The organism is Pseudomonas sp. F-14 TE3482 (genome assembly GCF_053629455.1).
On the sequence record NZ_JBRJII010000001.1, the window covers coordinates 3,985,578 to 4,007,263 of the forward strand.

Annotated in this window: 19 protein-coding genes; 10 read left to right on the forward strand and 9 right to left on the reverse strand. The window is 59.0% G+C overall.

Features of this window, described 5'->3' with window-relative positions; all coding sequences use genetic code 11:
• Positions 1-11: 11 nt before the first annotated feature.
• Both AB7M26_RS18120 and AB7M26_RS18125 read right to left on the reverse strand, forming a co-directional pair.
• Positions 12-944 carry an NmrA/HSCARG family protein gene (locus tag AB7M26_RS18120; protein WP_429385531.1) on the reverse strand — a complete coding sequence of 311 codons (933 nt, stop codon included), beginning with the start codon at positions 942-944 and terminating at the stop codon, positions 12-14.
• Between the two features lie 34 nt (positions 945-978).
• The gene (locus tag AB7M26_RS18125; protein ID WP_429385532.1) at positions 979-1,770 is read right to left on the reverse strand and encodes an IclR family transcriptional regulator; all 792 of its coding nucleotides are present in this window, start codon (positions 1,768-1,770) and stop codon (positions 979-981) included.
• A 90-nt stretch (positions 1,771-1,860) separates the two neighbouring features.
• Between AB7M26_RS18125 and AB7M26_RS18130 the strand changes: the two genes are divergently transcribed.
• From AB7M26_RS18130 to AB7M26_RS18140, 3 genes are read left to right on the forward strand one after another with little or no spacing between them, the layout of a single operon-like run.
• Positions 1,861-2,637, forward strand: a complete 777-nt coding sequence (locus tag AB7M26_RS18130; protein WP_429385534.1) for an SDR family NAD(P)-dependent oxidoreductase — start codon at positions 1,861-1,863, stop codon at positions 2,635-2,637.
• 12 nt (positions 2,638-2,649) lie between these two features.
• Positions 2,650-3,861, forward strand: a complete 1,212-nt coding sequence (locus AB7M26_RS18135) for an acyl-CoA dehydrogenase family protein (protein ID WP_429385536.1) — start codon at positions 2,650-2,652, stop codon at positions 3,859-3,861.
• Positions 3,862-3,871: 10 nt separating this feature from the next.
• Entirely contained in the window at positions 3,872-5,032 is a 1,161-nt protein-coding gene (locus AB7M26_RS18140) for an acyl-CoA dehydrogenase family protein (RefSeq protein WP_429385538.1), read from the forward strand.
• A 68-nt stretch (positions 5,033-5,100) separates the two neighbouring features.
• Here AB7M26_RS18140 and AB7M26_RS18145 read toward each other — a convergent pair whose 3' ends face one another.
• Entirely contained in the window at positions 5,101-5,895 is a 795-nt protein-coding gene (locus AB7M26_RS18145) for an IclR family transcriptional regulator (RefSeq protein ID WP_429385540.1), read from the reverse strand.
• Between the two features lie 324 nt (positions 5,896-6,219).
• Between AB7M26_RS18145 and AB7M26_RS18150 the strand changes: the two genes are divergently transcribed.
• Positions 6,220-7,134: an SDR family oxidoreductase gene (locus AB7M26_RS18150; protein WP_429385542.1), complete on the forward strand. Its 915-nt coding sequence runs from the start codon at positions 6,220-6,222 to the stop codon at positions 7,132-7,134.
• Positions 7,135-7,217: 83 nt separating this feature from the next.
• Positions 7,218-8,012, forward strand: a complete 795-nt coding sequence (locus tag AB7M26_RS18155) for an enoyl-CoA hydratase/isomerase family protein (RefSeq protein ID WP_429385543.1) — start codon at positions 7,218-7,220, stop codon at positions 8,010-8,012.
• A gap of 91 nt (positions 8,013-8,103) precedes the next feature.
• Here the strand turns inward: AB7M26_RS18155 and AB7M26_RS18160 are convergent, their stop codons facing one another.
• The 4 genes from AB7M26_RS18160 to AB7M26_RS18175 are packed head-to-tail and all read right to left on the reverse strand — an operon-like array spanning position 8,104 to position 12,077.
• Entirely contained in the window at positions 8,104-9,300 is a 1,197-nt protein-coding gene (locus AB7M26_RS18160) for an acetyl-CoA C-acetyltransferase (protein ID WP_429385545.1), read from the reverse strand.
• Between the two features lie 19 nt (positions 9,301-9,319).
• Positions 9,320-10,576, reverse strand: a complete 1,257-nt coding sequence (locus AB7M26_RS18165) for an acetyl-CoA hydrolase/transferase family protein (RefSeq protein ID WP_429385547.1) — start codon at positions 10,574-10,576, stop codon at positions 9,320-9,322.
• Positions 10,569-11,582, reverse strand: a complete 1,014-nt coding sequence (locus AB7M26_RS18170; RefSeq protein ID WP_429385549.1) for an NAD(P)H-dependent flavin oxidoreductase — start codon at positions 11,580-11,582, stop codon at positions 10,569-10,571. Before AB7M26_RS18170 ends, AB7M26_RS18165 begins: the two co-directional genes overlap by 8 nt.
• A gap of 6 nt (positions 11,583-11,588) precedes the next feature.
• Complete coding sequence (locus tag AB7M26_RS18175) at positions 11,589-12,077, reverse strand: PaaI family thioesterase (protein WP_429385551.1); 489 nt, start codon at positions 12,075-12,077, stop codon at positions 11,589-11,591.
• 356 nt (positions 12,078-12,433) lie between these two features.
• Between AB7M26_RS18175 and AB7M26_RS18180 the strand changes: the two genes are divergently transcribed.
• From AB7M26_RS18180 to AB7M26_RS18200, 5 genes are all read left to right on the forward strand, one after another.
• Entirely contained in the window at positions 12,434-14,026 is a 1,593-nt protein-coding gene (locus AB7M26_RS18180; protein ID WP_429385553.1) for a DUF1302 domain-containing protein, read from the forward strand.
• Between the two features lie 29 nt (positions 14,027-14,055).
• Positions 14,056-15,429 (forward strand): DUF1329 domain-containing protein, encoded by a 1,374-nt coding sequence (locus AB7M26_RS18185; RefSeq protein ID WP_429385555.1) that lies wholly within the window; start codon positions 14,056-14,058, stop codon positions 15,427-15,429.
• A gap of 61 nt (positions 15,430-15,490) precedes the next feature.
• The gene (locus AB7M26_RS18190; RefSeq protein WP_429385557.1) at positions 15,491-16,573 is read left to right on the forward strand and encodes a WD40/YVTN/BNR-like repeat-containing protein; all 1,083 of its coding nucleotides are present in this window, start codon (positions 15,491-15,493) and stop codon (positions 16,571-16,573) included.
• 10 nt (positions 16,574-16,583) lie between these two features.
• Positions 16,584-18,983, forward strand: a complete 2,400-nt coding sequence (locus tag AB7M26_RS18195) for an efflux RND transporter permease subunit (protein ID WP_429385559.1) — start codon at positions 16,584-16,586, stop codon at positions 18,981-18,983.
• Positions 18,980-20,335, forward strand: coding sequence for an MFS transporter (locus AB7M26_RS18200; RefSeq protein WP_429385561.1), 1,356 nt, complete (start codon positions 18,980-18,982; stop codon positions 20,333-20,335). Before AB7M26_RS18195 ends, AB7M26_RS18200 begins: the two co-directional genes overlap by 4 nt.
• Before the next feature lie 91 nt (positions 20,336-20,426).
• Here the strand turns inward: AB7M26_RS18200 and AB7M26_RS18205 are convergent, their stop codons facing one another.
• Entirely contained in the window at positions 20,427-20,867 is a 441-nt protein-coding gene (locus tag AB7M26_RS18205; RefSeq protein ID WP_429385563.1) for a PaaI family thioesterase, read from the reverse strand.
• A gap of 8 nt (positions 20,868-20,875) precedes the next feature.
• Positions 20,876-21,652, reverse strand: a complete 777-nt coding sequence (locus AB7M26_RS18210; protein ID WP_307337335.1) for an enoyl-CoA hydratase — start codon at positions 21,650-21,652, stop codon at positions 20,876-20,878.
• Between the last annotated feature and the right edge of the window lie 34 nt (positions 21,653-21,686).

Genomic DNA, 21,686 nt, shown 5'->3' on the forward strand with positions numbered 1-21,686 from the left:
AAGTAGACCTGTCACGCATCGACGTGGATTTCACCGGCGTGTCGTTTGACCCATGCTTCAAAAGGCGTCAGCACGATGTCGCGACGGCCGAACGACTGGACAAGTGCAGGGATGTCCGCTTGGTATCCGGCTTCGTTGGTCCACTCCTGGGAGCGTACCCAGCCTGCAAACACACCGGATTCGATCGCCTTCTCAGGGCTGACCGACTCCGCACGAACCTGTTTGTCCAGGACCCGCGAGAGGGTCAGGGCCACTTCATCCATGGTCAGGGCCTCGATGGCCAGGTCAATGTTGTGCCCGGAGAAATGTCCAGGGTCGACGAAAGCGGCACGTGCAACAACGCCTATATCATCTGCGGCAATCAGTTGCATGCGTGTGGACGGTAAGAGCGCAGTGATGATCTTGCCCTGCTTCAGGTGGGGAAACATGTGGCGCGCTTTGGGCTGGGCGAAATTCTCCATCATGAATGCCGGTTTCAGCACGGTCCAATGGGTAAACCCGGCACCGCGAACGGCTTCTTCCACATCCCACTTATCGGTCCAGTACTTCTGCCACCAGTAGTTGCTGTCCCAACGGGGGAACTGCGTATGTTTACCGGCTTCGCATACCGAGGTGTGAACGAAGTGGGTAACGCCCGCCGCTTTTGCTGCTTGAACCAGGGCGAAACCGTGTCGGCGTTCCGCGTCCGTACCTGCAGCATCGGGTATCTGCACCGAAAATACTCCGGACGCGCCCTCAAGGGCCGCGGCCAGGGACGACGCATCCTCCAGATCACCCACTACCGCCTCAGCGCCAGCGGCGATCAACGCCTGCGCCGCAGGTGACTGCGGATTGCGCGTCAGGATACGCACGTGGAAATCTGCCGACAGTAATTCTCGCGCGACGGCGCCACCTTGAGCGCCGGTGGCGCCCGTGACCAGGACCAGAGGTTTGATAGCTGACACAGGTAACTCCTTTTATGGCTGTATGGGGGGAAATTCAATCGGCGGCGACTTCAAGTTGCCGGGCCAGGTGCACAAGCCGATGACCGATGGCCTCCAGTTTTGACTGCGGCCAATCCGCAGCCAGGCCTGAAGCAGATAACGCGTAGACAGTGCCGCTGCGCAATGAGCGAATGGGAACCGCCACCGCGTTGAGGTGCTCGTGGATAATGCCGAGGCTGGTGACAAAACCATGCTGTGCGAATTGCGCGCGGCTGTGTTCGAGTTGCACACGCAACGCCGGCAAAGCTTTCGGCTCATGCTGCTCCAACGCCAGGAGCACCGTTTCGCGCTCGTGGTCGTCGTAGCCAGCGAAGCAAGCCCAGCCTGTCGGCGCAGAAGCAAACGGACGCCGGGCGCCCACCGGATCGTTCATGTAGACGAAATCACCGTGTGTGCGCTGGATATACAACATGTCCAGGCCATCACGAACGGCCAGCGACATTCCCATACCTTCGCTGTCAGTGAGGGCCTGCATGTGCGGCAAGGCGATCTTGGGCAACGACTGCCTTACCAGCGCCGCATACCCCAACGCCAGCGCGGGCAAACCTAGCGCCATGCGATTGTTTTCACCTGCACAGACGATGAATCCCTCTTTGCTCAGCGTATGGCACAGGCGCCATACGGTCGGCTGAGGAAGCCCGGTCATTCGCACGATTTCCTGAGGAGTGAGCTCGGGCTTGTCATGACTGAAGCAACGCAGAATTTGCAGACCCCGCGCCAGCGCCGTGACGTATTGGCGGTCTTTCTCGCCCTCGGGGCTTGGGTCTGTGGGCAAAACTTGGATCATTACTTTCGCTCCAGAAGGATTTTCAGAGTATAGTCAAAATTCACAGTGTGGATAGTGTATTTGCACAGCGAATAAAAATAAGAGGTTACGATGACAACATCTTCCTTGTTTGACCTGCACGGCAAAGTCGCGATCATCACCGGCTCCAGTCGCGGTTTAGGGCTGGCGAGTGCCAAGGGTATGGCAGCGCATGGCGCGAAGGTAGTGATTTCCGGACGCAAAGCGGATGCCTGTGAACAGGCCGCCGCCGAGATCCGCGCCGATGGTGGAGAAGCCATTGCTGTTCCTTGCAATATCGGCAGCAAGGAAGAGTTGCAGCGTCTGGTCGACAGCGCGATGCACACCTGGGGGCGGGTGGATATCGTCATGGCCAATGCAGCCATTCACCCCTGGATCGGCTCGGTGTTGGACCTGCAGGAAGCGACCTTCAATAAATTCATGCAGGTCAACGTACAAAGCAGTATCTGGCTGGCACAAATGACCGTGCCGGGCATGCTGGAGCGCGGGTATGGACGCTTCATTGTCGTAGCGTCGGTTGTTGGCCTGCTGGGAGATCCTGTCACCGGCACCTATGGCCTCACAAAAGCTGCCGACATGCAGTTGGTGCGTAATCTGGCTAACGAGTTTGCCAGCAAGGGTGTCACGGCGAACTGCATTGCGCCCGGTACCTTCAAGACCGAGATGGCGCGATCCCAGTGGGAGGACGAGGCCATGGTGAACTGGTACCGAGGACGCAACCCTTCACAGCGCTTCGGTGAAGTGGACGAACTCGCGGGTCTTGCAGTGCTGCTGGCATCGCCTTCTGGCGGGTACATCAATGGCCAGACCATCGCAGTGGATGGTGGTCATACGATTTCTTTCCGCTGAGTGGAGTCGACGATGAATTTCGAATCCAATGCTGCCAATGAAATCTTTCGGGAAGAAGTTCGGGACTTCCTGCGCGAACACCTTCCGGCCGACATGGCCTGGCGTGGCCAGCAAGGCTATTTGCCAGGTGACGATGACTCGCTGAAGTGGACTCGCATCCTCCATGAAACGCGCGGGTGGTCGGTGCCGTTCTGGCCGAAGGAGCACGGAGGCACTGACTGGACCGCCGAGCAGCGCTACATCTTCGAGGAGGAATGCTATCTGGCTGGCGCTCCGTCCCCCAACCAGCAAGGTGTCACCCTGGTGGGGCCGGTAATTTGCGAGTTTGGCAACGAAGAGCAGAAACGCCGGATTCTGCCGGCGATCAAAAAGGGCGAAGTGTATTGGGTGCAAGGGTTCTCCGAGCCTGAAGCGGGATCGGACCTGGCGTCCTTGCGTACGACGGCGATTCGTGACGGTGATCACTACGTCGTCAATGGCCAGAAGATCTGGACCAGCAACGGTATCTGGGGGCAGTGGTGTTTTCTGCTGGTTCGAACCGATACCGAGGCCAAACCGCAAAAAGGTATTTCCTTCCTGCTTGTCGATCTCGACACACCCGGCGTGACGGTGCGGCCGATTACCAGCCTCGATGGCTGTAACCATCTGGCCGAAGTGTTCTACGAGAACGTGCGGGTTCCGGTGGAGAACCTCGTAGGTGAAGAAAACAAAGGGTGGGGCTACACCAAGTTCCTGCTTTTCAATGAGCGCGCTTTTCTCGGTGCGGAGGCTCCAGCACTCAAACGCTACCTGGCCAAGATTCGTCGGTATGCCTCGCAGGCGCGCGCGGGTGCGCAACCCTTGATCCAGGACCCGGTGTTCGCCAACCGCCTGGCGGAATACGAACTGGAGGTCCTCGCCATCGACATGGCCGTCAAGCGGGTCTTGCACCTAGGCGTAAGCGAGCAGACGGGCGGGATGGCCGTGGGTTCAATGCTCAAAGTCCGCGGGTCGGAACTGCACCAGAAACTCACTGAAATGCTGGTGGACGTGTTGGGCGATTACGGTTCGGCCTATTACCCGGACCCAAACGAGGATCGCGAGTTGCGAGGGCAGCGTTTCATCGGTCCGGAGTTCGCCCCAGGCCTGGCCGCAGAGCTTTTCTACCGCCGTGCCTGTTCAATTTACGGCGGCTCGGCCGAGATCCAGCGCAACATCATCGCCAAGGCAATGTTCAATCTTTGAGGGGAATGCCATGAATTTCGAATTGAGCGATGAGCAACGCATGTTGCAGGAAAACGCCCGGCGTTACATGGAGAAAAGCTACGCGTTCAACAACCGGCAGGCAATCGCCGCCGATGGCCATTTCGCCACCAAGCAGTGGCAAGAGTATGCGGAACTGGGCTGGCTGGCAGCCGGCATTCCCGAGGAATTTGGCGGGGTAGGCTTCGGCCCGGTTGAAACTACGATCCTCATGGAAGAAATGGGCCGGGGTTTGTTGCTCGAACCCTTCCTGCATGCGTGCCTGTTGCCAGCAGCCTTGATACAGCACTGCGCCAACGAGGCGCACAAGTTGCAACTGCTACCGGCTATCGGTTCGGGCGAGGCACTGATCGCGGTGGCTTGCAGTGAGCCCGAATCCAGGGGCGACGTCGCATGGGTGGCCACGCGAGCGCAGCGTCGGGGTGACGATTATGTCTTGAATGGTCGCAAGAGTATGGTGGTCTGCGCCGCGCAGAGCGACTGGCTGCTGGTAGTGGCGCGTAGCGCGGGAGAGACGGGCGCCACCGAGGGGCTCTCGATTTTTCTGCTGCCCCGCGATACGCCGGGCGTCCTGCTGGAACCGGTGCGTTTGCTTGATGGCACGCCAGCGGCTGACCTTGTACTCAATGAAGTGGTGGTCCCGGCGGCATCCTTGTTGGGCGCCGAGGGCGCTGCGTATGCAGGATTGCAGCGAGCAATCGATGAGAGCATTGTCCACCAGTGCGCAGAAATCGTCGGTGGGATGGAAGATGTGCTCGCGCTGTGCGCTGAGTACCTCAAAACCCGAAAGCAATTCGGGGTGGCAATCGGCAGTTTCCAGGCGCTCCAGCATCGCATGGCGGATATGGCCATCGAGACCATGCAGGCTCGTGCGAGTCTGCACTGTGGGCTCGCCATTCTCGCGTCGGTTACCGCAGCAGACCATGAGCGCAGTGCGCAGATATCCGGCTGCAAAGCGCAGGTGATGCGCAGCGCTAAATTCGTCACCGCCCAGGGAATTCAGCTACACGGCGGCTATGGGGTGACGGAAGAGTTCAGGGTGGGACATCACTACCGTCGTCTTGTGCTTAGCAATGCCTGGTTCGGAGGCATGGACTATCACTTGGCACGTTACGCGCGCTCGATCCAACAAGCCTGCGCAGAAATGGCTTAGGTTCGCTGTTACCGTTTTGCAGGGCCTCCTCGGTACGCCGGTGAGGCCCTTGCGCGGAGCAGTTGGAATCAATTTTTCAACAAGCCCGATGCTTCCGCAGCGGCCTCTATCAACATTGGCCGCAAATCATTGAGCTTGTGTTGCATACGTTCGGCGGGAGCCGCAATAACCAAGGCTGCCGCGACGGTGCCATCGGTATCGAATACCGGGGCTGCAATACCTGCCGCACCCTCGCTCAGCTCGCTGATGCTGATGGATATGCCGGACTCGCGGATTTCCTTGAGCTGTTTTTTGAGTGTCCCGCGGTCGGTTACAGTCCGCCACGTCATCGCCTTCAGTTTGGCCGTGCGCAGATAATGCTCCTGCACTTTTTCGTCCTGATACGCGAGAAGCAGTCTGCCAGGTGCCGTGCAGTGCAGGGGGCGGGGCGCGCCTAGTGGCGATACATAACGCACAGGATTCTGCGAGTCGATGCCATCGATGTGGGTGACCATCTGGGTGTCCATGTCAATGACGGACAGATAGATGCTCTCGCCGGTTTTGCCCGCCAGTTCATTAAGGTATGGGCGCATCATCCTTGAGAAGTTACGTGTCGCCAGGATATTGCCCGCGAGTCGATAAATGAATGGCCCCAGGTAATAGCGGCTGGCCGTGTGGTTGAGATAACCCTCGGCGACCAAAGGTCTCAATAATGTCAGCAGGCTGCTTTTCGGAGACTCCAAAGTACTGCTGAGTTCTGCCAGGGACAGGCCGTCTGGCGATTTGGCCAGGACCTCGAACAGCCCAAGGATTCGGGTGACGGAGCGGGGGCCCAGCGATACGGGCGTTTCAGCGGCGTCCACGTCGGTTTCCGTTTTTTTCATGAATGTTCCCTTTGGGTAAAAAATCGGTGCTGCAATAATTTGTAATTCTTGCGCACGTGGTGTGCAGTATATCAAATAGCGTTCACATGTGATCACTCATTCCAATATCACAGCTTGATGCTCTGCGCTCGGCAATTTGTCTCGCTGAACCGTTTTTTATAGTGGGATCAGAAGTCCGACGAGTACTTAGCCACCTACCTAATGTTTGCATAGTTGAACAACGTTCATTAATATCGCTTGAGGACGACTGGCATTGGCGCTGGTTGTATTGAGAAGCCGAGAACGCGCTAACGCAGTGCGTCTCCCGACAGGACGGAGTAAGAAATGGCTGCAATGGTCGAAGGCAAAGTCGTTTTGGTAACGGGCGCTGGCGGCGGTATTGGCCGCGACATCGCCCTGCTCATGGCTCAACATGGCGCCAAGGTAGTGGTCAATGACGTTGGTGCCTCGGTCGCGGGGGAAGGGGCGGACGTCGGCCCGGCGCAGCGAGTGGTGGATGAAATCGTCGCCGCGGGTGGTGAAGCCTTGGCCAACACCGACAGCGTGTCAGACCCTGGTGCCGCTGCGCGCATGGTGGAGCAGGCGGTACAACGGTTTGGTCGAATCGATTGCGTGGTGAATAACGCGGGCATCCTTCGCGACCGCTTCTTCCACAAAATGAGTGCCGAAGAATTCGACTCGGTGCTCAAGGTTCACTTGTATGGCTCCTTTTACGTCAGCAGGGCTGCGGCAAACTACTTCAAGGAGCAGGGCGCCGGCTGCTATATCCATATGACGTCCACGTCCGGGCTGATCGGTAATCTGGGCCAGGCCAATTATAACGCGGCCAAGTTGGGGATCATGGCATTGTCCAAGTCCATTGCCCTCGACATGGAAAAATTTAACGTACGTTCCAACTGCGTAGCGCCCTTTGCCTTCAGTCGCATGATCGGCGCCATTCCTACCGATACACCGGAGCAGCAGGCCCGCGTCGAGAAAATCAAGCAGATGACGCCCGCCAAGATCGCTCCCATTTGTGTGTATCTGGCCAGCGATCAGGCGAGCGACGTCAATGCGCAAGTGTTTGCGGTGCGCAACAATGAGATCTTCCTGATGAGTCAGCCTCGACCGATTCGTTCGGTGCAGCGCTCCGAGGGCTGGACGCCAGAGTCACTTGCCGAACATGGCATGCCTGCGCTCAAGGGGTCGTTCGTACCTATGGAACGCTCGGGTGATGTGTTTACCTGGGATCCTGTTTGATTCAGGCGCCACAACAGCGGGCCTGGGACACTTCAGCCCTAACAAATTGATGCGCCCCGAGCGGCTGCATGATGAGGACAACAATGAATCTTTCCAGTTATCAGGCGCTCAAAGTCGAGCGCGACAACGGCATTCTCACCATCACCTTCAATCGACCGGACACGCTCAACGCCATCGATGACGACATGGACAAGGAGTTATCGAGGGTGTTTATCGAAGCCGGCCATGACCCGCAAACGCGGGTCATTATCCTGACCGGCGCAGGCAGGGCCTTCAGCGCCGGTGGTGATATAGAAGAAATGCAGAAGGTGATCGATGAGCCACAACGCTTCTTCGACAGCATGCGCCGTGGCAAGCAAATCGTGTTCTCGATGCTCGATTGCCAGAAGCCGATCATTGCCAAGATCAATGGCCATGCCATTGGACTGGGAGCCACGCTGGCCCTCTATTGCGACATGAGCTACGCCGCCGTACACGCGAAAATCGGCGATCCGCACGTTGCGGTAGGCTTCGTCGCGGGGGACGGTGGTGCAGCCATCTGGCCGCAGCTCATCGGTTTTGCCAAAGCCAAGGAGTACCTGCTCACAGGTGATGCCCTTACTGCCGAGCATGCCGAGAAAATCGGGCTGATCAACTACGCTGTTTCTGCGGACGATCTCGATGAGCGCGTCCAGGAAATGGCCGCCCGCCTGGCCAATGGTGCAGCTTATGCGATCCAGTGGACCAAGGCCTCGATGAACATTGTACTCAAGCAGGCGGTGACTTCGGTGATCGATGCATCGCTGGCGTACGAGGCGCTTTCCAACTTGACTGAAGACCATCAGGAGGCGGTCAACGCTTTTCGTGAAAAACGCAAGCCAGTCTTCAAAGGTCGGTGACCGCTGACGTCCGATATGGAATGGATGCGCTCGTATAAAAAGGGCCGCAGTGCGGCCCGGGATTTACACTAACCGCATCCACCTCACGCGGTCAGTAACGCTCGAAAATAGCAGCCAGCCCTTGTCCGCCACCGATGCACATGGTTTCCAGGCCATAGCGTCCCTGGCGGCGCTGCAGCTCGTGCAACAGAGTGGCCATCATCCGCACTCCAGTGGCGCCGATCGGGTGACCCAGCGAGATGCCGGAACCATTGACGTTCAATCGATCTGTGTCGTGCCACTGCCATCCCTTGAGTACTGCGAGCACCTGACAGGCGAATGCCTCATTCAATTCAACCAGGTCCATTTGCGCCAGGCTCAGGCCGGTTTTTGCCAGCAGCTTGTGCACGGCGGGTACCGGACCGATACCCATTTGCGAGGGCTCGCAACCCGCGGCGGCCCAACCGACCAGATACCCCATCGGTTCAAGTCCCAATTCGGCCAACTTGTCCTCAGCCACTACCAGGCAGGCCGCTGCGGCATCGTTCTGTTGGCTGGAGTTGCCCGCGGTCACGGTGCCATCGCGCATCAGTGTGCGTAGCTTGCTCAGGCTTTCCATGCTGGTTTCGGCGCGGATGCCTTCATCACGGCTGAACAGTACCGGCTCGCCCTTGCGTTGCGGGACACTGATGGGGACTACTTCCGCCTCGAAACGTCCTTCAGACCAGGCCTGTGCTGCTCGTCGGTGGCTTTGCATGGCATAAGCATCGCTGTCTTCGCGGCTGATGCCGTAGAGGCGGGCCAGGTTTTCAGCGGTTTCGATCATTCCGGAAATGTGGCCGAAGCGCTCCTCAGGCTGCGAACGTTCCCGACCTCGCTCCAGGCGGTCATGCATTTTGACTGTGCCAGCGCGCGAGCCCCAGCGCATATCCGTGCTGTAGTACTCGATGTTGCTCATGCTCTCGACGCCGCCCGCCACGACCACGTCAGCCACCCCGGTCTGTACCATCATCGCGGCGCTCAGTACGGCTTGCAGGCCACCACCGCAGCGTCGGTCGAGCTGCATGCCGGGCACTTCAACCGGCAGCCCTGCTTGCAGGCCGATCCATCGCCCCACGCAAGGGGTTTCGCTGTTGGCGTACGATTGCGCAAAGACGATATCGTCGATGCGCGCCGGATCCAGCCCGCTTTTGCTCAGTACGGCATTGACGACATGGGCCCCCAACACTTCTACGGCGAGCGGTCGCAGGCTGCCTCCAAAGGTGCCTACGGGGGTTCGCAGTGGGGCGACAATTGCTGCACGTCTCATGTTTTGCTCCTGTTGCCAGCTACAGGCTGGCGGCGTCTTGTTTGAGTTGTTCGCGAAAATCCGGATGAGCGATCTCGATCATGCAGCGAGCGCGCTGGCTCAGGCTAAGCCCGCGCAGGTCGGCGACGCCATATTCAGTAACGATCAGTCCGGCGTCGCTGCGCGGCGTGCTCACGGGCCCACTCAGGCGCGACACGATCCGACTGCGCGGCCCGGCAGTGGAAGGCAGGGCAATGATGGGCAGCCCTCCACGCGATTGTCGTGCTCCGCGCAGGAAGTCAACTGCGCCGCCCAAGGCGCCGATGTACTGGCCACCCGCGCTCTCCGCATTGATTTGCCCTGTCAGGTCCACCTCGATCGCCGAGTTGATGGCTACCAGACGATCCTGAGCGGCCAGGACCTGCGGCGAATGGGTGTATTCGGTGGAGCGCATGCGGATCAAAGGGTTGCGATGGGCGAAGCGGTGGATCAGTTCGCTGCCCATCAGCACTCCGGCCACGGTGACTCCCTTGTCCAGGCTCTTTCGGGAGTTGGTGATGACGCCCCGTTGCATGAGCTCGGCCACTCCATCACCGATGGTCCCGGAGTGCACGCCGAGCTCCCGATGGTCATGCAGAGCTTGAAGTACGGCTTCGGGGATCGCGCCAATTCCAAGTTGAAGCGTAGCGCCGTGTTCGATGCGCTCGGCAACGCGCTGGGCGATGGCACGCTCCACTGGTCCAGGCTCCACCGTCCGGCTTTGCAGGGGCGGGCGATCGGTGTGCAGTATGACGTCCAGCTCGTCCTGGATCAGGTAGCGCTCACCGAATGTCCATGGGCATGCCTGGTTTACTTCGGCTATGACAACCCTGGCGGTTTCCAGGGCGGGCAGCAGGTATTCGTGTGCAAGTCCCAGGCTGAACCGTCCCAGCTCATCTGGCGGTGCCAATTGCAACATCAACACGTCGACTCTCAGCAGGCCCTGGCGAATCAACTTAGGGAATTCGGAATAATGGCAAGGCAGGATATTCAGTACGCCCGCCTTGGCCAGAGCTCTGTTGTGCCCGCTGCCGCAATACGAGACAAACTCGACGCAGTCGGCATGTTCAGGGAGGCAGGTGTCGCTGTCGGTGATGCCCAGAAAAACGCGCAAATGTCCGATGCGCCGACGTTTGCGCATCAGCGCGTTCGTCAAGGGCAGAGGTTCGGCATTGGCCTGCCCCCACATCACGGTCTCGCCGGGCCTGATGATGCCGCTGAGGTCGAGCGAGTCTTCGTGGGTGAAAATTTTAGTCATGGTCTTTTTTCAGTTGGCGAGTCAGTAGCCCCAGGCGTGTGAGGGCATTGCGGGCGTCATCAATCATTTCATCAAAGATGGATTCCACAGGCTTGATGGCATCGGCAAACACCGTCGCCGGCCCGTAATCGAGCATCCCCTGGCGGCTATCGCCGCTTTGATAGGCTTGAGTTGCGAGGGCGCCCATCACATGCGGTCGATATTGCTCGAATTCGCTGGCGCCGCTGGCATCGAGCGCCGCAACAGCCTTGGCGCTGTCATTGACCAGCACCCGGTGATGGTCTCTCAGGCCGGTTTTCACCACGATGCTCTCCGTGCCGTCACCGCGGACCACCTGCTCTTTGTAGGCGTCATGGATTGCGAGCTCCTTGGCAACCAGCATGCGTGAGCCCATCAGGATAGCGTCAGCGCCCATCGCCAAGCAGGCTGCCAGTTGCCGGCCTGTGCCTATACCACCGGCAATTACGATTGGCAGACTTAGTTCTGCTGTAGCCTGCGCGGCTTGCACCATGCTGCTGATGCCATAGATCCCGGGGTGCCCCCCGCAATCATTGCCCACCACGATCACTCCATCGACGCCCAGCCGCGCGGCCGTGTGGGCATACCGCACCGCAGGCACTTTGTGCAGCACCTTCACACCGGCGTCGCGCAGCATGGGCAGCACCGGTTCGGGGCTTGCACCTGCCGTTTCGACACACTTCACACCTGCTTCAATCAGGATTTGCAAATGGCGCTCCAGCCGTTGCGCCCCTCCGGCCTGGCGAGAGATATAGAGGTTTACGCCAAAGCCCTTGCCGCCGGTAAGCAGGCGGCATCGCGTCAACTGTTCGCGGAATGCGTCGGGGTCGGGAAAACCGGCCGCCACAATGAAGCCCATGCCGCCCGCGTTGACCACGGCCGCTACATAGTCGGCATCGGCAATTGCAGGACCCAGGCCACCGCAAAGTATCGGATGGCGAATACCCAGCATTTCGGTGATGGGAGTGGTGAAGAGTGCTTCACGCATCGGCTGTTACCTTTGGTGATGGACGCCGGGCAGGGCATCTGCCAGCGACTCGGGCGCAAGTACAGGATGGACATTCCGACTCATGTAGAGGGTGCTGCGGCCGCTGGCGAGAAGAATGCCGGCGCAGCATGTCACGCGCGCTTGCGCTGTCAAAAGGCGGCCTCCCTGGTGTAGCACGCTGCCTTCGACGCGTAATTCACCCAGGCTTGCGGCGCGATGAAAGTCGGTTTGCAGGTTGACCGTGCTGACGCCACGGCCGCTGATGCACAGCGCCGCATAACCGCAGGCAACATCGATAAGGCTGCTGATAATGCCACCATGCAGCCGCTGCAGTGCCTCGGTTCCCAGCATCTCTGGGCGGCTCGGCAAACGCAGCTCGAGTTCTCCTTCATCGATTCGATGAACACGCAATTGCATCCAGTTACTGAAGGGGTTGGCATCGATGACCTGTTGCAATTGGATCGGCGTCAATGGTCGCAGGCATGAGTCACTCATACGTCAGTCCATCTATGGTTGCCTCACCGACGCCGGCCTTTCTCAAACGCTTCATGTGATTTTCGCCCTCAACCCCGAGCTCTCGCTGCTAGCGCGACGCTATTGATGGGGTTTAATTTATAATGAACGACGTTCATATATCAATACGTATTTTTCGTCTCATCCCCGCGGCTTCTTCCGTTCGTGGCCCATTTTTGCCCAATAACTGCTTGTACTCCCCGGATTAGGCGAGAAATAAAAAAATCATCAGTTTTCTTGCGCAGCATCAATATCTCTACTATTTATGAAACGCCATTCACATTAGTGAATATGAAGTTGCCGCACCCTCACAAATAAAAAAGCGAAAAGGGTTATCAATGATGATGAAGGCTGCGGGGCGATTGCCGCCCCATTTGCTCGGCGTCACGATTGCGTTCATGACGGTGGGCCAGGTTCAGGCGTTCGAAGCAGACATGGGTGATTCCGATTTTCACCTGAGGTGGGACAACACCGCCCGTTACAACTGGGGGATGCGCCTTCAGGACCAGAGTCATTTGGTCGATCGTGCAAGCGGTGGCGCATACGACCAGAGCAACGCCGCGTTCGACAAATACGACACCATAACCAACCGGCTCGATTTGCTCACCGAACTGGACCTGAATTATCAGGGCCGTTACGGCGCGCGCCTCAGTGCAGCCGCCTGGTATGACGAGGCCTATGATGGCAAGCATCCGGCAACGGTCCCTGGCGGCACCAGCTACGTCGACAATCAATTCACCCCTATCGTCAAGCGCTACTACGGGGGTCCCTCGGGCGAGTTCTTGGATGCCTACGTGTATGGACGTTTCGAACCTGCAGGCCTGGCCACCGATGTGCGCGCTGGCCAGCATGCGGTGATCTGGGGCGAGGGACTCTTCGGCAGCACCAACGCAGTGTCCTATTCGCAAGCGCCCGCTGATCTGCGCAAGGGCACCGCCAACCCCGGCGCCTCTGCGAAGGAAACGGCGCTGCCTGTCGATCAGATTTCCTTCATGACTCAACTCAACGACGACATCGTGTTGGCGGGGCAGTATCTGTTCGAGTGGAAACCTAACCGCATCCCCGAGGGCGGGACCTACTTTGCGGGGAGCGACGCGATACTCGAGGGCCCCAACGTGGGGCGGGGCAAGGCCATCGAGGGCGACAAGGGCGACTACGGCGTGTCGCTACGGTATCGACCGGAATGGTTTGATGGCACGCTCGGTTTCTACTATCGCCGCTTCGATGAGAAGTCGGCATGGGTTTCCCAGCGCGACTTTGCCACAGGCCTGGTGCACGCGGTTTATGCCAAGGACATCGAGCTGTACGGTGTCAGTGTCAGCAGTAACCTGTGGGGTGTTGCAGTCGGGGCCGAATTGTCTTACCGCGAAAATATGCCACTCAATTCAAGTGGCGCGGCTGCAGACCAGGCGCATCACCTGGAAGGCGCTCGCGGCTCGACCTGGCATGGGTTGTTCAATGCAGTGCAGACGTATGGTGACACGGCGTACTTCGACTCGGCCAGCCTGTCTGGCGAGGTTGCGTGGGCAAGGCTGGATAAAGTCACCGACAACCGTGGTGCCTACCGTGCCAAGGGTTATAACGCCGGGTGCAACAACAACGCCACCATGCTCGGTTGCTCGGATGATGAGTTCTATTCGATTTCAGTGGCGTTTACCCCGACCTGGGTCCAGGTCTTCCCCGGCATCGACCTCAAGCTGCCGATTTTCCTCTCGCGAAATCTCAGCGGAAACGCGCCCACCAACGGCGGAGGCAGCGAAGGCTTCACCACGGCGAAGGTAGGCATTTCTGCAGAGGCTTACGCCCGTCATTTCGTGGATCTGGCCGTGACCTACTACGACCAGAAAAAAAGCCAGTCGGACAACCTGATTCTCGGCGCTCCCTATCTGGATAAGGCCTGGGTATCACTGACCTACCAGACCTCCTTTTGACTTGCCGACCATTCTATCGAGGCACTCCCATGTTGAAAGAAACCATTGCAGCTTGCGCAATCGTAAGCCTGTGCGGCCATGCGCTGGCCGCAGTCAGCGCCGATGAAGCGGCGCAGTTGGGCGCCGGCCTGACGCTGTTTGGCGCCCAGGCGCAGGGCAACGCAGACGGCAGCATTCCCGCCTACAACGGCGGCCTTCCTACCTCGACCAATCCCGTCGGCTTCGTCAAGGACAGCGGAAAATGGGTCAACCCCTATGCGGCGGAGAAGCCCCTGTACGTGATCACCGCCGCTAACATGGCTGACTACACGGACAAGCTGTCGGAAGGCACCAAGGAAATGCTGCGCCGGCAGCCCACCTACCGGCTTGATGTGTATCCCACCCATCGAAGTGTCAATTACCCGCAGTACATCCTCGACAAGACCCGTAGTAATGCGACCCAGGCCAGCCTCGGCAAGGGGGGCGATGCCCTGCAGGGTGCAATTGGTGGGATTCCGTTTCCGATCCCGAAAACCGGCCAGGAAGTGATGTGGAACCATATGACGCGGTACAACGGTATCGCGGTCGAAGATCACATGCGCAACTTCTACGTCGATAGCAACGGTAAGTTGATCAACTCAGGCGAAATCAAGCTGTCGCGCAATTTCGCCTTTCATAATCCAGAGGCCACGGCAGAGTCGATCAAGAAGAACGATTCGTTCATCTTCCAGAATGCTTACCACTTCACCGGCCCAGCACGCAGCGTCGGTGATGCGACCATGTATTACGACACCGTCGACCTGGTCGACATGCCCCGGCGTGCCTATGCCTATTCGGCGAGTACGCGCCGTGTGCGTCTTAGTCCGGACATCGCCTACGACACCCCTATCGCTTCGCAGGGAGGGGTCACCACGTATGACGATGCTGAAATCTACACCGGCCGTCTCGATCGTTTTGACTGGAAGTTGGTGGGCAAGCGTGAACTCTACATTCCCTACAACATTTATGACCTGAGCTTCAATGTGACCTCGGACAAGTCGCTGACGCCCAAGCACGTGAATCCCGACCATGTGCGCTGGGAACTGCACCGAGTGTGGGTTGTGGAGGGAACGCTCAAGCCCGGCGTGCGTCACGTCTATAGCAAACGGCTGTACTACTACGATGAAGACTGGTCCGGCGCAGGCGTTGCCGATGAGTACGACGGATCCGGCAAGCTATACAAGTCGATGCAGCAGGGCATGAGCCAGCTCTACGACAAGCAGGCTCCCATGTCGCGCACCTATTGGGCATATGACTTCGCAACCGGTGCCTACTCTTTTTCCCAGCATTATGCCGATCTGAAATTCGGCTGGAAGGTGCTGGACAAGCTGCACCCACGTTCAACATTCACCCCGGAAGCCTTGCAGGCTCGTAGCGGCCGCTGAGCGGTTGCCGTAATCGACTGGCGTCGCATGACGCCAGGCGCCACCTACAAGGATCATTGCGATGCGACTGATACAACAAACCCTATTGGCGTTTGCCGGGTTGCTGTTGGGCTTGGCTGGCGTCATGGCAGCCGAGTTCCGCGACCCTCTGGACTTGCCGGCCAGCCCCAGCGCATTGGCCCGCAGCAGCATGTTGACCGGCATCACTAAGGCGCCCAATGGCCGATGGGTGGCCGTGGGCCGCCGTGGGCACATCGTGTATTCCGATGACGCTGCCACATGGCATCAAGCGAGTGTGCCGGTCTCGGTAGATTTGGTCGCTGTGCATTTCCCCACCGCGGAGCAGGGCTGGGCGGTTGGCCATGGCGCGGTCATCCTGCATACCGCCGATGGCGGCCGAACCTGGGTCAAGCAAATGGACGGGCGGGTATTGGCGGATCTGTTGATTGCGTACTGGCAACCGCTCGCCGCCAGTGCCGGTGACGAGGAACCTGGCGCATCCCTGGCGCTGATGGATGCCGAACGCCTGAAGGCGGAGGGGCCTGGCCGGCCCTTCCTGGATGTACGCTTCTCCGATGCGCTGAACGGCTACGCGGTGGGTGCATACAATCTCTTGCTGCAGACGCGCGACGGAGGTCAGACCTGGCAGTCACTGGCAAGTCGAACGGACAACCCGGGAGGCTTGCACTTCAACGCCGTGGGACTTGGCTACGGCGGCCGCGTGTACCTGGCAGGGGAGCAAGGTTTGTTACTGCAAAACAATCCGCTTACAGGACGGTTCGAAGCACTTGCTACACCCTATGGCGGCACTTGGTTCGGAATGCTTGAGCAGCCTGGGCGCCTGCTGCTTTTTGGTCTTCGCGGCAACGCCTACGTCAGTCATGACGATGGGCGCCACTGGCGACAGGCGAGTACCCAAAGCGAAAGTACAATCACCGCGGCGACGCCTCTGGGCGACGGCCGAGTGGTCCTCATCACCCAGGCAGGCGAAGTGTTGCTCAGTGACGATGATTCGGCTGAACGTTACCGCCCGGTTGCCAGCCAGCAATCGATCCCTTTGTACGGGGTAACTCCGGCAGGAGGTGAAGCCATCGTCGCCGTTGGCCTCGGTGGGGTAACGCGCATCGAACTTGAACGTCAGTGAGGAGACCGACATGACCATTTTTTTGGACAACGATGCCGATCACCGGCGCGTGGTCAGCGAACGCTCGCAATTTGATTCGAACTCGGGTAGCTCTCTCGAGCGCCTCCTGTTCAACCATCGTGGCATTATCATGCTGGTGTGCGGTTTGCTGACCGTCCTGTGTGCCTTCCAGGCAAGCAAGCTGCAGGTCAACGCAGGGTTTGAAGACATCATTCCCCAGTCGCACCCCTATATCCGCAACTACCTGGAGAACAAAACAGACCTTCGGGGGCTCGGCAACAATCTTCGCGTCGTCGTGGAAAATACCCAGGGCGACATCTACGACCCCGAATACCTGGAGGCGCTCAGGCAGGTGAACGACAAGCTGTTCCTGATGCCGGGCGTGAACCGCTCCTTCGTGAAATCGATCTGGATGCCTGTCGTGCGCTGGACCGAGGTCACCGAGGAGGGTTTCCGCGGTGGCCCGGTGATGCCGGACACCTATGATGGCTCCGCCCGAGCGATCAGTGACCTGCGGCTGAACGTCAGCCGAGCAGGGCTTCGCGCGAATCTAGTAGCCAACGATCAGCGCTCGGCCATGATCGTCGCGCCTTTGCTGGAGCGTTATGCTGACACCGGCAAGGCCATTGATTACCGCCAGCTTTACCATCAGCTCGAAACCTTGCGTTCATTGCAGGACACTGCCGTGCCGGACAAGCCGGGTAAAATTCGTGTCCACATCGTCGGGTTCGGGAAACTGGCCGGTGACCTGATCAGCGGTTTGTATCAGGTCATGCTCTACTTTGCTATCGCGGCCGTGGTGACCATTGTCATCCTGTTTTTCTACACCCGTTGCGTGCGCAGCACAGTCCTGGTGGTTGCCTGTTCACTGGTGGCGGTCGTGTGGCAACTGGGCATGGTGCGCGCGCTGGGTTATTCGCTCGATCCCTACTCCATACTCGTTCCGTTCCTGGTGTTTGCCATCGGCATTTCGCACGGCGCCCAGAAAATGAACGGCATCATGCAGGACATCGCCAGCGGTACGCACAAATACGTCGCGGCGCGTTTTACCTTTCGCCGATTGTTCTTGGCCGGGTTGACTGCACTGGTCGCCGACGCAGTCGGCTTCGCCGTGCTCATGATCATCGACATCCCGGTGATCAAGTCGTTGGCACTGACCGCAAGTATTGGCGTTGCCGTGCTGGTATTCACTAACCTCATCCTGTTGCCAATTCTTCTGTCCTACGTCGGTGTCGGCGCTGCGGCAGCACGGCGAAGCCACGAGGCCGTGCAGAATCCACCTGGCGCCTGGAACGTGCTGGTACGTTTCACTGAGCCTGCGTGGGCGATATCTGCGATCGGCGTGGCCGTCATACTCTCGGTTCTGGGCTTTGTCCTCAGCCTGCAGTTGCAGATTGGTGATCTTGACGCTGGCGCGCCGGAGCTGCGGCCAGACGCGAGGTACAACCAGGACGCAGCATTCATCACGGCCCATTACGGGCTGTCCAGTGATCAATTTGCTGTCATGGTAAAGACGCCGCCAGGAGGTTGCGAAGCCTGGCAGACTCAAATGGAAATAGATCGTCTTGAATGGACATTGCAACAGGTGCCGGGCGTGCAGAGCACGGTGTCCCTGGCGGGCGCAGTCAGCCGGCTGTCCTCGGCCCTGTTCGAAGCGTCGCCGAAATGGATCACCATCAGCCATAACCAGGCACTGGTGAACACCTCGGTGCTGCGGGCTCAGGAAGCCAATCCGGACCTGGTCAATTCGGATTGTTCGATGGTGCCCGTCATCGCTTATCTGGCCGATCACAAGGCGCAGACGCTGAATCGGGTTTTGCTGGCCGTGGAAGCTTTCGCCCGCGAGCATGACTCCGATCGTGCTCTGTTCCTCCCGGCCGCAGGTTCCGCGGGAATCGACGCGGTGACGAATATTGTGGTGCGGGACGCCAATCGCACCATGCTGGTGTTCGTTTATCTGGCGGTGGCCGTGCTGTGTTTTATCACGTTCCGCAGTTGGCGAGCGGTCGTGGTGGCCTTGGTGCCACTGATCGTGACTTCGATTTTGTGCGAGGCGCTGATGGTCGCGCTGGGGATCGGCGTCAAGGTAGCGACGCTGCCCGTGATTGCCCTGGGGGTTGGCATCGGTGTCGACTACGCCTTGTACCTGCTCAGTGTGCAACTGGCCCAACAGCGTAACGGGGTGCCGTTGGCGCAAGCCTACCGGCATGCGTTGCTGTTCACCGGCAAGGTGGTCGCGCTGGTAGGCGTCACGCTCGCCGCTGGCGTCATCACCTGGGCATGGTCGCCTATCAAATTTCAGGCAGATATGGGCATTTTGCTGACCTTCATGTTCGTGTGGAACATGCTCGGTGCGCTGATCCTCATTCCAGCCTTGTCTTGCTTCCTGCTACGGAGTGCATCGCGATGAAACTGGAAATTCCCGGACCTGCGGCGGGCCTGCAAGCATTCCCCAGGCCGGCCACGGCGTGGTACATGACGGGCGTGCTCTTCCTGCTCTACTGGTTGTCGCTGCTGGATCGACTGGTTATCTCGCTGCTGGTCGATCCGATTCGCCGCGACCTGGGCATCACTGATTTCGAATTGTCACTGCTGCAAGGTTTTGCCTTCGGCGTCTTTTACGCAGTGTGCGGGTTACCGTTGGGCTGGCTGGTGGATCGCTTCAGTCGACGTTGGGTCATTTTCGGTGGCGTAACTATCTGGACGCTGGCCACCACTTTCTGCGGGGTGGCTCACAGCTATTGGCAGCTTTTTCTAGCGCGTGTCGGTGTCGGCGCAGGGGAGGCCGCCTTGAGTCCGGCGGCGTATTCGCTGATGGCTGATAGCTTCCCAGCACACCGGCTGACGACTGCCCTGGCGGTCTATTCCCTCGGTTCGCTGTTCGGAACCGGCATGGCCTATCTGCTGGGCGGGGTTATCGTCGGCCTGGTCAGTGAGCATCACTCGGTGCTGCTACCGCTGGTTGGCGAAGTGCGCTCATGGCAACTGGTCTTTATCGCCATTGGCCTTCCTGGTGTGTTCCTGGGTTTGTTGGTATTCACCTTCCGCGAACCTCCCCGGCGCACCACTGCTTCCTCGCGGCCATCCACCGCTCTTGTGGGCCAAGTGTTCGGCGAGGTCTTTCGGCATATTCGCCGCCACGGACGGTTTTTCTTCTGTCACCATATAGGCTTCACGCTGTGCGTCATGGCTGTCGCGGGAATGGCACTATGGGCGCCCACCTACCTTTATCGCGCTTTCGCGTGGAAGCCTGCACAGGTAGGGATCTGGCTTGGCGTGGTGGGTACGTTGGGCGGGGTCATCGGTGCGTTGGGATGCGGTCAGTTGATTGATCGGCAGGTCGCCCGAGGGCGCCTTGACGCTCACATGCGGTTGTTCAGCCTAACCTCCCTCGTGAGCGTGCCGGTCGCGGTGGTCGGAGTGTTGTGGCACGACCCTTATATATTCCTGGCGGCCTTCTTCCTCATCCAGATGCTGGTCAGTCCGATCATGGGCATTTCGGCCGCGGCCCTGCAAATTGCTGCCCCGGCTTACCTGCGTGGTCGTCTGTCCTCGCTCTATCTATTCGTGATGATCTTGCTGGGAATTGGCGCTGGGCCCTCAGTCGTCGCCGCATTCACCGATTTCATTTTTCAGGACGATGCCAAGGTGGGTTATTCGCTGGCATTGATCTTCGTCCTGGCCTGTCCGTTATCAGCACTTGCCCTGCATTTGGGCCGGCCGGCGATGCGTTCGGCCGTGATTGAGAACATGGCGGTCTGACTGCAACGCAAGCAAAAAAAATGAGGCGTGATGCGGCACGCCTCTTGAAGGGAATCAACGAAGGGGCATTTCTAGTTTTTCCGGATCTTGTTCACGGAGCATCGTCACCGGGCAGGTGGACGAACTTGAAGGTGCCGCTGGCGCTGGCCACAAGCCGTCCTTGCTCATCAAACAGGTCGCCGTCGCAAAATGCGAGACTTTTGCTGGCGTATCGCAACCGGCCACGTGCCGACAGTCTCCCAGTGGCGCCACCAGGACGCAGGAAATTGGTTTTCATTTCCACAGTCACACATGAACGGCATTTGGGATCGGTAGTGCGGGCCGCTGCCGCCATGGCCATATCGAGCAGGGTCATAATCAATCCCCCATGCGCCTGGCCAGCGCCATTGAGGTGTTTGTGCTCCAGATCGACAACCAGGCACGGGGGCTCAGGGTCTGGTTCGACGAGGATATCCAGGTAGTCAAGAAAGGGAACATCCACACGGTAATCAGCGTAACGGACGGCTCTTTTTCTGGTGTCGTAATCAGCCATGTGGACTCCTAACGGTGCTTGAATTGCGGCGGGCGTTTTTCCACGAATGCGGCCAGGCCTTCGCTCTGGTCTTCGGTGCCAAACGTGACATAGGCCATACGACGCTCGTAAAGAACCCCTTCGCTGAGACTGCTTTCAAACGCCCTGTTGACGCATTCCTTGGCCAATGCCACGACCGGTTGCGAGAACCCAGCCATTTTGGCCGCCAATGCCAATGCCTCATTACGAAGTTCAGCGAGCGGTACCACACGGCTGACCAGGCCGCTGCGTTCGGCTTCTTCTGCCAGCATCGGACGGCCACTGAGGATCATTTCCATGGCCTTGTACTTACCAACGGCGCGTGTAAGACGTTGAGTGCCTCCGGCGCCAGGAATGGTCGCCAGAGTGATTTCGGGCAGGGCGAAACGTGCGTTATCGGCAGCGATGATGACATCGCACATCATCGCCAGCTCACAACCGCCACCGAGCGCCAGACCACTCACCGCCGCGATTACCGGTTTACGACAGCATGCGGCGCGCTCCCAGTTGGCGGTGATGAACTGCCGCTTGAAGACGTCCATCATGCTCCACTCGCGCATCATCTTGATGTCTGCGCCGGCGGCGAAGGCCTTGTCGCTGCCGATCAGCACGATGGCGCCGATCGTGTCATCCGCCTCCAGTTCGTCGAGCACGGTGGTCAGCTCGTCCATCAACTGATCGTTTAATGCGTTGTAGGCTTCTGGTCGGTTCAGGCGTACCACGCCGACATTTTCCTGTTTTTCCAGGATGAGGGTTTCAAAAGGCATATTTCCGCTCCTGTGGAAGCAGGCGCTGAGGCGC

What these genes read in the sequence shown, in the direction of transcription:
- AB7M26_RS18125 (WP_429385532.1), bottom strand. Translation starts at nt 1,770, where the DNA reads ATGATCCAAGTTTTGCCCACAGACCCAAGCCCCGAGGGCGAGAAAGAC.
- AB7M26_RS18130 (WP_429385534.1), top strand. Translation starts at nt 1,861, where the DNA reads ATGACAACATCTTCCTTGTTTGACCTGCACGGCAAAGTCGCGATCATC.
- AB7M26_RS18135 (WP_429385536.1), top strand. Translation starts at nt 2,650, where the DNA reads ATGAATTTCGAATCCAATGCTGCCAATGAAATCTTTCGGGAAGAAGTT.
- AB7M26_RS18140 (WP_429385538.1), top strand. Translation starts at nt 3,872, where the DNA reads ATGAATTTCGAATTGAGCGATGAGCAACGCATGTTGCAGGAAAACGCC.
- AB7M26_RS18145 (WP_429385540.1), bottom strand. Translation starts at nt 5,895, where the DNA reads ATGAAAAAAACGGAAACCGACGTGGACGCCGCTGAAACGCCCGTATCG.
- AB7M26_RS18150 (WP_429385542.1), top strand. Translation starts at nt 6,220, where the DNA reads ATGGCTGCAATGGTCGAAGGCAAAGTCGTTTTGGTAACGGGCGCTGGC.
- AB7M26_RS18155 (WP_429385543.1), top strand. Translation starts at nt 7,218, where the DNA reads ATGAATCTTTCCAGTTATCAGGCGCTCAAAGTCGAGCGCGACAACGGC.
- AB7M26_RS18160 (WP_429385545.1), bottom strand. Translation starts at nt 9,300, where the DNA reads ATGAGACGTGCAGCAATTGTCGCCCCACTGCGAACCCCCGTAGGCACC.
- AB7M26_RS18165 (WP_429385547.1), bottom strand. Translation starts at nt 10,576, where the DNA reads ATGACTAAAATTTTCACCCACGAAGACTCGCTCGACCTCAGCGGCATC.
- AB7M26_RS18170 (WP_429385549.1), bottom strand. Translation starts at nt 11,582, where the DNA reads ATGCGTGAAGCACTCTTCACCACTCCCATCACCGAAATGCTGGGTATT.
- AB7M26_RS18175 (WP_429385551.1), bottom strand. Translation starts at nt 12,077, where the DNA reads ATGAGTGACTCATGCCTGCGACCATTGACGCCGATCCAATTGCAACAG.
- AB7M26_RS18180 (WP_429385553.1), top strand. Translation starts at nt 12,434, where the DNA reads ATGATGATGAAGGCTGCGGGGCGATTGCCGCCCCATTTGCTCGGCGTC.
- AB7M26_RS18185 (WP_429385555.1), top strand. Translation starts at nt 14,056, where the DNA reads ATGTTGAAAGAAACCATTGCAGCTTGCGCAATCGTAAGCCTGTGCGGC.
- AB7M26_RS18190 (WP_429385557.1), top strand. Translation starts at nt 15,491, where the DNA reads ATGCGACTGATACAACAAACCCTATTGGCGTTTGCCGGGTTGCTGTTG.
- AB7M26_RS18195 (WP_429385559.1), top strand. Translation starts at nt 16,584, where the DNA reads ATGACCATTTTTTTGGACAACGATGCCGATCACCGGCGCGTGGTCAGC.
- AB7M26_RS18200 (WP_429385561.1), top strand. Translation starts at nt 18,980, where the DNA reads ATGAAACTGGAAATTCCCGGACCTGCGGCGGGCCTGCAAGCATTCCCC.
- AB7M26_RS18205 (WP_429385563.1), bottom strand. Translation starts at nt 20,867, where the DNA reads ATGGCTGATTACGACACCAGAAAAAGAGCCGTCCGTTACGCTGATTAC.
- AB7M26_RS18210 (WP_307337335.1), bottom strand. Translation starts at nt 21,652, where the DNA reads ATGCCTTTTGAAACCCTCATCCTGGAAAAACAGGAAAATGTCGGCGTG.